The 13,184-nt window shown below is 61.9% G+C and carries 10 protein-coding genes; 6 read left to right on the forward strand and 4 right to left on the reverse strand.

Going from position 1 to position 13,184, the window contains the following annotated elements; all coding sequences use genetic code 11:
• Positions 1 to 477 precede the first annotated feature (477 nt).
• The gene (locus DMP08_RS09475; RefSeq protein WP_123192656.1) at positions 478 to 1,758 is read left to right on the forward strand and encodes a hypothetical protein; all 1,281 of its coding nucleotides are present in this window, start codon (positions 478 to 480) and stop codon (positions 1,756 to 1,758) included.
• A gap of 223 nt (positions 1,759 to 1,981) precedes the next feature.
• The gene (locus DMP08_RS09480) at positions 1,982 to 3,166 is read left to right on the forward strand and encodes a pyridoxal phosphate-dependent aminotransferase (RefSeq protein ID WP_123192657.1); all 1,185 of its coding nucleotides are present in this window, start codon (positions 1,982 to 1,984) and stop codon (positions 3,164 to 3,166) included.
• A 61-nt stretch (positions 3,167 to 3,227) separates the two neighbouring features.
• Here the strand turns inward: DMP08_RS09480 and DMP08_RS09485 are convergent, their stop codons facing one another.
• The 3 genes from DMP08_RS09485 to DMP08_RS09495 all read right to left on the reverse strand — a co-directional run bounded on the left by DMP08_RS09485 (position 3,228) and on the right by DMP08_RS09495 (position 7,222).
• On the reverse strand, positions 3,228 to 4,298 hold the full coding sequence (locus DMP08_RS09485) for a threonine aldolase family protein (protein WP_123192658.1): 1,071 nt from the start codon (positions 4,296 to 4,298) through the stop codon (positions 3,228 to 3,230).
• Positions 4,299 to 4,345: 47 nt separating this feature from the next.
• Positions 4,346 to 5,554 carry a 4Fe-4S binding protein gene (locus tag DMP08_RS09490; RefSeq protein WP_123192659.1) on the reverse strand — a complete coding sequence of 403 codons (1,209 nt, stop codon included), beginning with the start codon at positions 5,552 to 5,554 and terminating at the stop codon, positions 4,346 to 4,348.
• Positions 5,555 to 5,632: 78 nt separating this feature from the next.
• Positions 5,633 to 7,222, reverse strand: a complete 1,590-nt coding sequence (locus DMP08_RS09495; RefSeq protein ID WP_244596911.1) for a helix-turn-helix transcriptional regulator — start codon at positions 7,220 to 7,222, stop codon at positions 5,633 to 5,635.
• Between the two features lie 161 nt (positions 7,223 to 7,383).
• On the opposite strand from DMP08_RS09495, the gene DMP08_RS09500 reads away from it, so the two are divergent.
• Both DMP08_RS09500 and DMP08_RS09505 read left to right on the forward strand, forming a co-directional pair.
• Entirely contained in the window at positions 7,384 to 7,998 is a 615-nt protein-coding gene (locus DMP08_RS09500) for an iron-sulfur cluster assembly scaffold protein (protein ID WP_244596912.1), read from the forward strand.
• On the forward strand, positions 7,995 to 9,029 hold the full coding sequence (locus DMP08_RS09505; RefSeq protein WP_123192660.1) for a hypothetical protein: 1,035 nt from the start codon (positions 7,995 to 7,997) through the stop codon (positions 9,027 to 9,029). Before DMP08_RS09500 ends, DMP08_RS09505 begins: the two co-directional genes overlap by 4 nt.
• Positions 9,030 to 9,169: 140 nt before the next feature.
• Here DMP08_RS09505 and DMP08_RS09510 read toward each other — a convergent pair whose 3' ends face one another.
• Entirely contained in the window at positions 9,170 to 11,305 is a 2,136-nt protein-coding gene (locus DMP08_RS09510; RefSeq protein ID WP_123192661.1) for an aldehyde ferredoxin oxidoreductase, read from the reverse strand.
• A 346-nt stretch (positions 11,306 to 11,651) separates the two neighbouring features.
• Between DMP08_RS09510 and DMP08_RS09515 the strand changes: the two genes are divergently transcribed.
• On the forward strand, positions 11,652 to 12,419 hold the full coding sequence (locus tag DMP08_RS09515) for a 4Fe-4S binding protein (protein ID WP_123192662.1): 768 nt from the start codon (positions 11,652 to 11,654) through the stop codon (positions 12,417 to 12,419).
• Between the two features lie 63 nt (positions 12,420 to 12,482).
• Positions 12,483 to 13,166, forward strand: a complete 684-nt coding sequence (locus DMP08_RS09520) for a molecular chaperone TorD family protein (RefSeq protein ID WP_244596913.1) — start codon at positions 12,483 to 12,485, stop codon at positions 13,164 to 13,166.
• Positions 13,167 to 13,184 lie beyond the last annotated feature (18 nt).

Here is a 13,184-nt window from a genome sequence, read left to right on the forward strand (position 1 = left end):
GATGCTGGCAAAGGTGAGGGCACACCCGACAGGTACGGCTCAGGCATCGTCTGGGAGGAGTTCCACATGCCTACGAATTACAGGCAGTGAATAATTGGATCGGACACACTTTTTGAAACATAACCCGAATTGCCATTGGCGGACGACTTTTTGCAATGGCTCTTTCAGTTCAAGGACTCAATTCCAGCCCTTTGTCCTCGACCGGACCATAAAAGAACAGGACCCTTGCAAGGGTCCTGTTTAAAGGCGGGGCTTCTTGGAGCGCGGATTGTCGCGGATCCGCTCAGGCTGGAATTTATGAAAACAGCCCATACAAGGAGGTGCCAACGGCAACGAATGGGTGTTTCCAACGTTCCCGCCTTGCATATACTATAGTTCCTTGGCTGCTGATTATCAATATATAAGAAATTGATACTTACTATATTGATAATTGATAGTATAGTTGCTTCAAGTTGATGGCAACCGGATGGAGGCGACATGACACGATGCGCGACTGAGGACATCGTAGAGCTTATGAACAACGAATGCTTCTATCGACTGCGCAGCGTTATCGACAGAGGATTGCTACTGTTCGAGGATCTCGATCAATACGAGCTTCCCGAAGGGTACACCAAAGACGAGATCTGGCTGATCTTGACCGCCATTCGAAAGCAAGTGGCCATATTCGTCCCCGACGACCCCTATCGCGAGGCGGATTGCTGGTTCATCACCACCAGCGCAATGGCCTTCGATTCCAAAATGCTGGAAATGCGCTGTATGGCGGGCTTTCCGCTTGACGAGGCGCTTTCGTCCCTCAAGGGCTCGCCGTTCGTCACGCGCTACATCGAGCGCACGCTCGCCCGCGTTCTGGAAACAGAGGGCGCGCGCGTGTCCGACGAGCGCATCCATGAGATATTTCTGGGAGGGCCGCTTCGTACCGACCTCGATAGGGTTATCAGCAACTACTTCGAAGTGAGCAGCGACGCCGACGCGCTGGCTCGGCGCGACGTCACGCACGGGCTTGTCGAGACGCTGTACTATCGCCTGATCGAAGGCGTGAATCTTGATCGGATCCCCCGCCGTGGCGAGGTGTGCCCGCTTGACCCTCGCATTGCGCCGCCCACCTCGGCAGCCGCGATTGACGCCGTATGCCGCCGCGCCCGGCTTGATGACGATGAGTTCCGGTTCGGTCCCGTGCTGCGCATCATCAACGTGTCCTGGTTCTTTTGGAACTTCGACGTGTTTCCGTGTTTGAATTCGCTGGTGGGCGTGTTGTTGCGAAACGTTTTGGCTATCAAGTGGGGCTATCCGGTGCTGAGCTGGCTTCCCGTGGGGTACTACCCCTTTGGGGAGTTGAACACGCCGCGTATGAAAGCGCTGTTTACCAACTGGTCGGTCGATTACGGGTTCGGTTTTGACTTCACGTCCTATTTCTCCACGTACGTTAAGCTGTACTTGGCGGAGCTTGACAAATTGGAAGCGTCGGTCGAGCAGTTTCAGCGACTTAGCGACCTGATCGGCCGCATGTTCGGCGCCGATTTGAATTACCGTCAACGTTCCATTCTTGCGACCTTGTGCAAAGAGCCCGATGCTTTGTTGCGCATCGGGCCTCATCAGCGTACGTTTCGCGTGGCGTATGCAACGGCTCGGGGCGACTTTCTGGAGCTTGAGCAGAAGCGGTATCTGGTGCGGGAACAGCGGGGACGAGCGTTCGTGTTTCGAGCGTGTCCCGAGTTGCGCGAGCGCATCGTGAGCTTGGGAGAGACGGCTCTCGTTTAGGGAGGCGCTGATCAAGGCATAAAGCGCTCGAGCTTCGCTTGCGAATCATGTATGCGCTGCGTTCGATTCCCGGGCTTTCCGCAAGCGGTCAGCGTTTCCTTGGCGCGCTCTCGTGCAAGCCCCATGCCGGCGATTCGCCGTTTGCGTACGGAAGCGGCGCGCGTGCATGACGTTGTGCTACCCTTGTTCGAAAACGTTGCGAGACAAGGGAAGTGGTGCCGTCATGGTGAACGAGAGGATGTACGGGCTGGGAAACGAGCCGTCGGCGATTCGCGAGCTGTTCGCGTACGGGCTGGTGCGCAAGGCGGAAATCGGCGCCGACAACGTGTTCGATTTCAGCATCGGCAACCCGAGCGTCCCTGCGCCCGATGCGGTGAAGCAGGCCGCGCTCGACCTGCTCGACCAGCCCGCCGTGTCGCTGCACGGCTACTCGCCCGCTGCCGGCGTGCCCGAGGTGCGCGCCATCATTGCTGAAAGCATCCGTCGCCGCTTCGGCGTACCCGCTTCGGCGGAGCATATCTACATGACCGTGGGCGCGGCGGCCTCCATTGCCATATCCCTGTCGGCCGTCACGCAGCCGGGAGACGAGGTTGTCGTGATCAGCCCCTTCTTCCCGGAATACAAGGTGTGGATCGAAACGGCCGGCTGCACGTGCGTGGAGGTTCCGGCGCATGTGCCCGACTTCCAGCTTGACATCGACGCCTTGGCGGCGGCCATCGGCCCCAAGACCAGCGCCGTTATCATCAACACGCCGAACAACCCCGTGGGCGCCGTGTACTCGCGCGCGAACCTGGAGGCGCTCGCTGATCTTCTGGCTGCTAAAGAGGTTGAACTGGGCCGCGAGTTGTTCCTGATCAGCGATGAGCCCTATCGCGAAATCGTCTACGAGGGCATCGAGGTTCCCTACGTGCCTTCCGTGTACGCGCGCACCATCGTGTGCTATTCGTACTCGAAGTCGCTTTCGCTTCCGGGCGAGCGCATCGGCTACGTGTTCGTGTCCGATGCCATGGACGACGCGGACCGCGTGTTCGCTGCCGTGGCCGGCGCGGGTCGCGCGCTCGGCTACATTTGCGCGCCGGTGCTGTTTCAGCGCGTGATCGCTGCGTGCGTGGACGAGCCGAGCGACGTGGACGCGTACGCCGAGAATCGGGCGCTTTTGACCGAGGGCCTGAGCGCGCTCGGGTACGAATACGTGGAGCCGCAGGGTGCGTTCTATCTGTGGGTGCGCGCGCTGGAGGACGACGCGCAGGCGTTCAGCGACCGCGCGAAGAAGCACGAGCTTTTGATCGTGCCGTCCGACAGCTTCGGCGTGGGCGGCTGGGTGCGCATCAGCTATTGCATTGCGCGCGAGACCATCGTGAACAGCATGCCGGCGTTCAAGGCTCTCATGGAGTCGTATCGCGGCTAGAGAATTCGAACGATTGCAAGACGAGGACGCTGCGCCGTCGTTGACGGCGCAGCGTCCTCTGTTATAGCAGGTCGAGCAGTTGATCCACGGCTTCGGGCTTGGTTGCCCAACTGGTGGCGAATCGGACGACGGTGCGGCCGTCGGGCGTGCGCTCCCAAAACCCGAACGAAACGTCATGCGCCAGGCGTTCGCGCGTGGCGTCGTCGAGAATGACGAACTGTTGGTTCGTAGGAGAGTCGATAGCCAGCTGGTAGCCCTTGCTGCGGAATCCCTGCGCAATGCGTTGAGCCAGGTCGACAGCGTGGTGTCCCAGGGCTTGGTAACGAATCTCGCCCCCGTCTTCCTCGAACAGCGTAGAGAATTGGATGCCGAGCACGCGTCCCTTTGCCAAGAGCGCTCCGCGCTTCTTGACGAGCGTGAAGAAGCGCTCGTCCAAAGCATGGCCGAACGTGCGCAGGTTTTCCTGGGAAGCGGGACGCGTGAACACGACCGCTTCGCCGAACAGGGCGCCTGCTTTGGTGCCGCCGATGTAGAACGCGTCGCATAGACGGGCGATGTCGTGCAGCGTGACGTCCGAGCCGACGGCGGCCAGCCCGTAGGCCAGGCGCGCCCCATCCAAGAACAGGCGCATGCCGAAGTCCCGGCACGTCGCAGCAAGATCCTCCAGTTCGGACAGCGCGTACACGGTGCCGTACTCGGTGGGGTGCGACAGGTACACTACGCCGGGCGCAACCACGTGCTCGTTGTTGGCGTCGTTCCAGTACGTTTCGCAGAGCGCGCGCACATCGGCGGCGTCCAGCTTGCCGTTTCTATGGGGCAGCGGCAAAACCTTGTGCCCGCAGGCTTCCACGGCCCCCGCTTCGTGCGTGTGAATGTGCCCGGTGTCGGCCGAGACGACGCCCTCCCAGGGGCGGAGCAGTTGATCGAGCACCACCGCGTTCGCTTGGGTGCCTCCTACCAGGAAATGCACGGAAGCATCAGGGGCTTTGCAGGCTGCGCGGATGAGGTCGCGCGCCGCTTCGCAATACGCGTCGGTGCCGTAACCGGGCGTTTGATCGAAATTCGTGGCGGTCAATCGTTCGAGGATGGCCGGGTGGGCTCCCTCCATGTAATCGCTGTCGAAATGGAGCATGGCGTTGGTTCGATTCCTTTCTGACCTGCGCGTTGCCGGCTTGCAGTTTAGCGGCGGCTTGGCAGCACGCGTCTTTTCGGGACGATGATCTGCTGCGGCTCGAGCGAGAACAGCTCGGCTGCCGTGAGGGTTTCCTCGCATGATAGCGCACCGTAGCAGCATGTCTCGGTGCAGACCCCGCAATCACGGCAGAGTGGCGCGTCGAATTCGAGCAGCGTCGCACCGCCCGCCGCCTTGCCGGCTTTGCGCAGCGCGCCGGTGGGGCAGAATTGCGCGCACAGCGTGCAGCCTGAGCAGTGGCCGACGTCGATGCGGATGCGCGGCGCAATGCTGCGGGGCAGGGATACGTCGTCGGCGGGCAGGCCGAAGTCGTGCAGATCGTCGAGCATGCGCCATCGGCGACGGTCGGGTTCGGGGGCGGCCGGGGCGCTTTGCTCGTCGATCAATCGCCTCACCGGAGAGGGCAGGGCTTCGGATGCCGCATCGGCCAGCGTTGAGCGCGCTTGGGAAAGCAGGTCGCGCCGGGACAGCTCGCCTGCGGCTTTTCGGCATGCCGTCAGGTTGCCGGTTGCTTCGCCGAGGCCGACTTGCAGATCGATGCCCCAGGCATCTGCGATGCGCTGGGCTTCGGATGCCTCGTGGGCGATGGCCTGCACGGCTTGGCGATGCTCGCATGTCGAACATGGCGCGCTCAGAAGGAGGACGCGCTGTGCTCCGGCGCATGCGGCGTGCAGGATGAGCGCGGCGTCAACCCAGGCCAGGCAGGGAACCATGACGGCGCGCGCGGCGTCGACCCCCAGTCCTGCTGCCGTGCGCGCGCAGACGAAACCGGTCGTTGCCGGCTCTGGGAGGACGGGGCGTCCTTCCTCGACGCCCGCTTCTCCTTGTTCCGCCTGTTTCGCGAAGGCTTGCTCGAACGCTGCCCTGCCGGCCGCTTCGCAGGCATCGAGCAGGGCGTCGTCGCACGGTGCAACGGGCGCGAGGGCTCCGGTGGGGCAGGCGACGACGCATGCCCCACAGCGGATGCAGGTTTCCAGGTTGATGCGCGGCCCGGTGATGCTGTCCTTGTCGATCGATGCATGCCCCATGCGCGCGTTGCGCGCCGCCGCTATGGCGACGGCTTCGACCGGGCATGCGTCGGCGCAGGTCGTGCAGGTTGCATGGGGGTTGCATTCGGAAAGGCAGCGTTTGTCCGCAAGCAGCGCCAAGGGCGGTTGGTCGATGATTCGTTGGGCGATGTCCATCAGGTTCGGCATGGCGGGTCCCCTTTGAGCTTGCGTCGTTCGCTGTCGCGCATCGGTCGGTCGCGCGCCGGACGCTCTGGCCGGTTGCGGCTACGACGTGTACTGTTGCATGTAGTCCAGGATCTCTTGGCGCGAATGCAGGCCGGTTTTCGCGTAGATGCGCTTGATGTGCGCATGCGCGGTGCCCGGGCTGATGTAGAGCTCTTCCGCCACGCGTTTTTGCGTGAACCCGAGCGCGTACAGCGCCAGCACCTCGACTTCGCGTTCGGACAGCATGAACTGCTTGCCGATTTCCTCTGCGTTGTGCTGCATGGAGGCTTGGCGCATGTCGGCGAGCGATTCGTGCTGGTCCAAGCCCATGATCTTCGACAGCATGCTGGACGGTTTCTTCTCGCCTTCGTCCTCCCTTTCGCCGCTGAGCTGCGCAACGCCTAGAAGCTGCGTGAAGATCACCTGAGTGGACAGCACGATGGCGGTGCCCATGACGGCGCACATGAGTATGTCGTTGTCGAACAGATCGTAAAACTGGATGAGCGCCACGCGCGTGATCGCTCGGCATCCCCAGCACACCATCCATCCTGCGATGGCGTAATAGTACGGGTCGCGCCAGCCATGGCTCATGAACGCGATGATGATGTACCAGCTGAACGCCACCATCAGCGCGTTCAACGTGGTGGTGAATATGGCGCCGATGTCGAGGGCTTCGGGAAACGCCGCGTAGCAGACGAGCGCAAGGCAGGCAAGAAGCTCCATCAATACGAAGATGCCCACGGTCATAATGCGCTGGTGTCGCCTTGAAACCAATATGATAATGATAGCGCTAATGCCTATGACCAGCAAAAACTCAATGAATCGCGTGGTGAACGTGAACGAGATGGATTGCCCGTTGGGATATCCGCGCAGCGCGCCGTCAACGATTGCCAGGCAGCCTATGCCGATGGCGTTGGCAATGAGGAACCGCGTGCTCGAAAGCATGTCCTTCGCGAACTGGAAGTAGTCGCTGGGCAGGGTGATGGAGCGGATGTCGTGGGCGAGCGCCTGCTTGCGCGCCCAGCGAATGCACGGGTATTGGGCGAGCACCAAGATGCACGCGATTGCGTTTCCTGCGGCAATGGGGAGGAGCATGCACAGGTATATCTCGATTTCGCTGAGGATGAGCGCGGCGAACACGTACACGACCGCCGTGATGGTGGCGGCCCCTCGCGCGCGCAGCAGCCAGTAGAAGATGGCTCCCGATGCCGCAAGGGATGAGAGCGTGCTCATGGCGAAGCGCGCTTCCCAGCCGTGCACTCCCAGCGCTTCGAACGAGGCCAAGGCGACGAGGGCGATGGCCTCGAGGGCGATGCAGACATGCACCAAGACGTTGGTGAATGACTTCTTCACTCGCCGCTTCGTGATGGCGATGTACAGGAAGAACACGCCCAGGATGGCGAGCGAAACCAGCATGGCCCCGTCGGTGAAAATGCCCTCGTCGGTGCTCGTGTAGCTTCCGTAGCTGGCAACGATCAGGCCCGCGCGGCCGAAGGCCAATCCCACGATGGAAGGCAGCAGCGGAGCGAACCTCTGCAGGTTGGTTCGAGCCGATTCTTCCTGCCCGCCTTCGAGCGGCGCTGCTGCGAAAAGGGACATCTCGTCATGCCGATCGGTCTTGTTCGCGACATTGCGAGAACGCTCGTTCAACCGTGTCCTCCCCCCGAAGTGTTCCGATGATGCTCCTGGTAATAATGCTATTCTGCAAAAATATCCCCAAAGAGGGTACGCGGCTCCTGCGCCGAATCCCATCATATCATAGTGTGCAATTGTGATATGCGATAGGTGTTTGAGGCAAAGGAGGCAGGGCCGTGGGCGATGCGAGGAATGTGTTCCTGGAGCCGAAGGAGCGGGCGGTCATCCGCACCGCTGACGTGTATCAAACGGTTGTTGACGACGGCGTGTCCGAGTACTCCGACACGCTGCTTTCCGTGGTGGCCAACTTCAAGAACGGCGGCGCGCCCGAAGGTTTCAACGCTCAGAGCATGGTGGGAAAATCGAAGCGCGGGGAAGTGGCGCTGCGCCTGTTCGCGGTCGTCGATCCGGAGCGCGACTCGTTCGTTCGCGTGGGGTTCAAGACGCGCGGCTGCTTGGCGATGACCGCGTGCGCGAGCGTTATCTGCTCGATGGTCGAGGGAAAGACGTTCGCCGAGGCGCTTGCGATTTCCCCGGACGATGTGAAGGCTGCTCTTGACGGCGTGCCGTGGGACAAGGTGCACACGCCGGTGTTCGCCGTGGAGGGGATCCGCGCTTTGGTGGGGGATTGGCTCATTCGCCAGGGGGCCGTGCTTGAGCGGCTGGATCGGGATCTGCCGTGCGACGAGTATTCCGTGACGTGCATGGTATGCGAGCATTGCTCGCTGCGCGACTCGCGCATTGATTTGCAGGTGAGCGAAGCGCTGGCAAAGGCGGGTGCAAGCGCATGAGCGAGGTGCAGAGCGCCCTTCCGACGGGCGCCGGTTTTCGAGATGCGCCCTGCGATGTAGAGGCGATCGAAGAAGTTGCCGGTCAAGAAGCGGCTGCGTTGGAGCTTGCCGAGCATAATGCGCTTGCTGCCGTGTTCGACGACGTGCGCGAGCAGTCCTCCGACAGCCATTTGGTCGAGCCGACGCGCTGGCCTTCACTGGGCTTGGTCCCCGATCATATGACGGCGGACGAATTCGAGATGTTCGTGTACGAGTATCTGGAGGACCAGCAGGCTGCCGCTCGGGAGCAGGCGAGCGAGGACGAGCCTGCCGTTGTGTACCGAAGCGCGACGCGCGCGGTGGGCGTTCCTCCTGCGATTGTGGCGCCCGCGCCTGTCGAGGAGGCGGACGGTGCCGTTTCCGCCGATTGCGCTTCTTCGTCGGCGTCGGACGATGCCGTGCTCGAGATTGTCGATTCCAGCGATCTCGAGCCTGCCGATGCTGCCGATCTGGGCGAAGCCGCCGCCTTGGATCCCCCTGCAGACGACGGCCGCAGCCCTTTCGCGAACTTGAGCATTCCGGCTGGCTATCAGCTGGTGGAGCTCGAGGGCGAGTGGGTTCTTGTTCCTACGGACGAGGAGCCCGAGCCCGTCGAGCGCGCCATCGACTGCGAAGGCATCGTGACATTGGTGGGCGCGCACAGCTACTATCTGTACGACAGCGCCCGCATGACCGATGCGTTCGCGCACTGGGCTTTTTTGGCCGCCGAGGACGACAACGTGGTCACGTTCGTGGACTGCGTGCGCGAGGAATCGCGCGTCTATCCGCGTCCGCTTCCTGCGTCCAGTTTGAAGAACCCGCCGTTTCGGTTGAGCGACGAGGAGATCGACCGGGCATGGGACGAGGTGCGCGAATCGGGCCTGTATCCCGATATCCAGCAGACGCGCGCATCGAACGGCGACGTGTACTACTTTTCGACGGAGCACCTTACGCCTGCATACGCGGCTTCTCTTGCCGAGTGGGCTTCCGTCGAGCGCTACATGAACATGTAGCCCGCTTTTTGCACCCTTCCCTTCGCTCGCCGTTGTGCAACGAGGCCCCGGAGCTGCTCCGGGGCCTCGTTGCTTGGAGGGATGGGGGTAGGGGGTGCGGGCGCCCGGCCTGCGCCGAAGCGCCCGCATGTGAAACCGCGTTACGGCAGCAGGTTCAAGCTGGAAAGCTCGTCCTTGACGTCGGCCATGCCGTAGTAATCCAGGCAGTCCTTCGTGGGGCAGCCCAGCTTCTCGTCCCAACCGAACTTGGCGTACGTCATCTCGAGCGCCTTGTTCCAGTCGTCGCGGTCCATCTTGTCGGTGCCTTCGGTGAAGGGCTGCTTGTCCGGATCCTTCGTGAACACCCATTCGGTGATCACGTCGTGGACGTTGCGCATGTCGTTGCAGCCCATCTTGCCGTCGGGATCCATCATGCCGCGAACCGTGGCTGCGCGCTGGAGCGTCATGATACGGGCGCCGGCCTTGTACAGGTCGTCCGTGGAAACTTGCTCGCCGGTGACGGCGGTGAAGAACTTGGCTTCCAGATCCAGGTCGCCGCGGTAATCGCGCGTCTTCGAGGGGCTCATGGACATGGGCCACACCCAGTTGCACAGCGTAAGCGAGTCGTGCAGCACGTCGGTCACGATGCTCCACCAAGCGAAGTTCGCCTTGTGCTCGTTCATGGGGGTGTAGTTCTTGTCGGCGTCGATGGCGTCCTCGCCGCCCCAGATCTCGGCAGCTATCTGCTTCTTCAGGTCGAAGGGCAAGCCGCAGCCCTGGAAGTTGACGGCGGAGTGGATCATGTCGTCGCGGTTGAACATCATGTTGTACACGCCGCCCACCTGGCCGAAGCATTCGATGGCGTGGTGCACGGGCCAGCCGCGATAGTTGATCAGCGCGGAAGCCGGCTTGTCGAACCATCCCATGTCGTCCCAGCGCTTGCACCACACGATGGGGCCGTGCGCGATGTAGGACATCTCGTTGTCGCCCTTGGCAATGTGCTGCAGCACCTTCACCATCAAGCTGGGATCGTTGCTCTTGAGGCCCTCCCAGTCGAACAGCGCGTATTCCTCGGGCGGCAGCACGCGCTCGAAGATGCCGGTCGCGTAGCAGTGCGCGATGTCGCGGTACAGCTGCGCGTAGTTGCACCACAGGCCCAGGTCATCGACCGTAGAGCCCATAGCCTGGTTCCAAATCACAAAATCCTCGGAGCCGTTTTCAACGGTGGTCTTGTCTCCCAAAATCTTGATCATGTACAGGAACGGGAAGTTCGGCACGCAGGTGTTGCCCGTGATCTCGAAGCCGCCGTTCTCCTTGCTGGCGGGAACGCGCAGGTCCGAGTAACAGTGGATGGGGCAGCTGTGGCAGCCGTTCATCTTGATGGTGTACTTCTCGGCTTCAGGGCCGTCGTCCTTTACGGACTTCATGCAGCGGTAGCCCACCGTGTTCAATTCGCCGGGCTTGGGCTCGCCGGTTTCGATGGGGCCGCCTTCGGCCTGCGCCCAGTACAGACCCTTGCGCGCCGTCCAGCGGGAGCCCTTGTCGTAGTACTCGGCCCATTCCTGCTGCGTGGAGGGAACCACGTGGTTGTTGTTCGAGCCGATGATTTCGCGCAGCATGTAGTCGGACAGCTCCGCTACCGTTTGCGGGTCGGCTACGTTCACGCTGCCGTTGCCTTCGACCACCAGAGCCTTGATCTTCTTCGATCCCATGATGGTGCCCACGCCGGCGCCTGCCGAGTGGTTGCGCGAGTTCATGAGGCATGCGTACGGAACCAGGTTCTCGCCGGCGGGGCCGATGGTGGCCACGCATGCGCTCATGCCCTCGATGCGGTTCAGGGTTTCAGTGGTGGCGCGGGTTCCCATGCCCCAGATGAAGCTGGCGTCTTTGATCTGCACCTGATCGTCTTTGATATGCAGGTACACGGGCTTGCTGGAAGCGCCTTCAAGCACGATGGCGTCGTAGCCGGCCAGCTTGATCTTCGCGCCGATCATGCCGCCGCAGTGCGCGTCCACCGGCAGGTGGTCGGTGGTGAAGGTGGACAGGAAGCTGATGGTGGTGCGGCCGGCCAAGGGCACGCCCGATGCCGTCAGGGGGCCAACGGCGAAAACAACCTTGGACTCGGGGGCCAAAGGATCGGTCCCCGCGGGAACTTCGTCGTAGATGATTTTGTTGGCAAGGCCCATGCCGCCGATGTAGGCCTTGTAGGGGTCGGTCGGTTGCGTCGTGATCGCGCCCGTGCTGAGGTCGACGCGGAGGATCTTACCGGCCCATCCGTACGATTTTTCGTCAGCCATGTTGCATCTCCAAATTCTTGAATAGTCGGCTCTTTGTTGTGTGGGAAGCCAGGGGATGCGTGCAGAACACGGTGACAAGATTCGTCGCCGTCCAGTATGCCCGGGGGCGTTCAAGCGCCGTACCCTCTTTGAGGGTATTTCGTGAAATTGGCAGATCAGGGCAAAAAGCACCCCAAAGAGGGTAGGGGGTCGTTGTTCGCCGAAGGCATACTGCAATCGTTGTGTGAACCAGGAATTGCAAGGATGGTGCGGAGCGAGCCGCTTCCGAGCGCGACGAAAACGTGCCGGGATTGGCGAAACCACTGAAACGAGACTCACCATATATGTGAGGGGGGAGTATCAGGCTATGTCAGATACCAATCTGAACAACAACACCTCCAAGGAACAGCGCACCCAGGCCGAGACGCCTGCGGCAGCTGGGTCCGCCGCGACGTCCGGCGCGTCCGAGGAGACTCCGAAGAAGAAAAACATCACGCGTCGCGACGTGCTGGCCATGGCCGGCTGCGGCGTTGCCGGCTTGGTAGTCGGCGGCGTGCTGGCCTCGTGGGGCGTGACGTCCGCCTCGATCGCTTCGGGGCGCATCGACATTCGTACCACGCCCACCAAGATGATCGTGACCGATCGCGCTCGCTGCTCGGGCTGCCAGCGCTGCGAGATGATGTGCACGCTCAAGAACGATGGCCGCGTGTGCCAGCATATCGCTCGCGTGCGCGTATGGGAGAACTACAACTGGGGAGCCGGTCCCGACACCGGCGAGGGCGTGTTCGGCGATGGCAACGGCGCCTGTCAGTTCACGGTGGAGCATTGCAAGCAGTGCGCCGACCCGCAGTGCATGAACTACTGCCCGGTCCATGCCATCTACTGCGATGAGAAGAGCGGCGCGCGCACCGTGGATGCCAAGAAGTGCATCGGGTGCGGCATGTGCCACATGGCCTGTCCGTGGAACATGCCCGTGGTGGATTCGGAAACCGGCGTGTCCACGAAGTGCATCTCGTGCGGCCGCTGCGCCGAGCAGTGCCCCAACGGCGCCATCAAGTTCATCGACTGGGAGGATATCGCGCAGAAGGTCATCGACCAGGGCGTCGTGAGGACGGCGACCCTCGTGCAGGGATAATCCCGGTTCGTCCGACGCCGCTTTGCAAGAGAAACCCATGATCCAAGGAAAGGAGGAAGGGCGATGATGGAAGACGAAACGATGCTCTCGGTGCTGTCCGTTTGCTTCGCGCCGGTTGAAGAGGCTGAATGGAAGCGGATCTCGACGGGCTCCGCGTGGTCTGATTTTCTTGACGCCGCACGTCGCACCATGCAGGACGGTCGGGTTCTCGGGGAAAGCCCAAGCCCTATCGCAAATGCGCGCAGGCGTTGCCCGTTGCAGGATTTCCTGTCCATCGGCGAGGTGAACGCCCTGTTCCGTCCTCCTGCGTACCAAGAGAAAAAGGCGTTCGCCGCGCGGCATTTCGTGGGCGGCCTGCCTGAATCGGCATTGCCGGTGGAATCTTTGTACCAGCCTTGGACCGCCGCGGCGGGAAGCTCGCCGTTTTCTCGCAATGCGGGAGGATTGTACTGGGGCGATTCAGCGTTGTACATGCGCGATCTTATCGAGCGCCTGGGATTGCAGGTGCCGCCGGAGTTCTCGGCGTGCCCCGACCACGTTTCCCTTGAGCTTGACCTTGCGGCCGTGCTGTTGCGGTCCGGCATGAAAGAGGAGGCGCGGCTGTTCCTTTCGGAGCGGTTGGCCTGGCTCACGGCGTACCGGTTGCGGCTGCTGGCTCTTGAGGATGACGCGCGCTTCTACATCGGGCTGGTCGACGTGCTCATGGGAATATGGGCGCAGGTCTCGCCGATGGAGATGAACGCATGACGCACGTTGAACGACATC

Origin of the sequence: Paraeggerthella hongkongensis (assembly GCF_003726035.1) — a bacterium.
Taxonomy (GTDB): domain Bacteria; phylum Actinomycetota; class Coriobacteriia; order Coriobacteriales; family Eggerthellaceae; genus Paraeggerthella; species Paraeggerthella hongkongensis.

Coding starts and splice junctions, on each gene's coding strand:
- DMP08_RS09475 (WP_123192656.1), top strand. CDS start 478: ATGACACGATGCGCGACTGAGGACATCGTAGAGCTTATGAACAACGAA.
- DMP08_RS09480 (WP_123192657.1), top strand. CDS start 1,982: ATGGTGAACGAGAGGATGTACGGGCTGGGAAACGAGCCGTCGGCGATT.
- DMP08_RS09485 (WP_123192658.1), bottom strand. CDS start 4,298: ATGCTCCATTTCGACAGCGATTACATGGAGGGAGCCCACCCGGCCATC.
- DMP08_RS09490 (WP_123192659.1), bottom strand. CDS start 5,554: ATGCCGAACCTGATGGACATCGCCCAACGAATCATCGACCAACCGCCC.
- DMP08_RS09505 (WP_123192660.1), top strand. CDS start 7,995: ATGAGCGAGGTGCAGAGCGCCCTTCCGACGGGCGCCGGTTTTCGAGAT.
- DMP08_RS09510 (WP_123192661.1), bottom strand. CDS start 11,305: ATGGCTGACGAAAAATCGTACGGATGGGCCGGTAAGATCCTCCGCGTC.
- DMP08_RS09515 (WP_123192662.1), top strand. CDS start 11,652: ATGTCAGATACCAATCTGAACAACAACACCTCCAAGGAACAGCGCACC.
- DMP08_RS09520 (WP_244596913.1), top strand. CDS start 12,483: ATGATGGAAGACGAAACGATGCTCTCGGTGCTGTCCGTTTGCTTCGCG.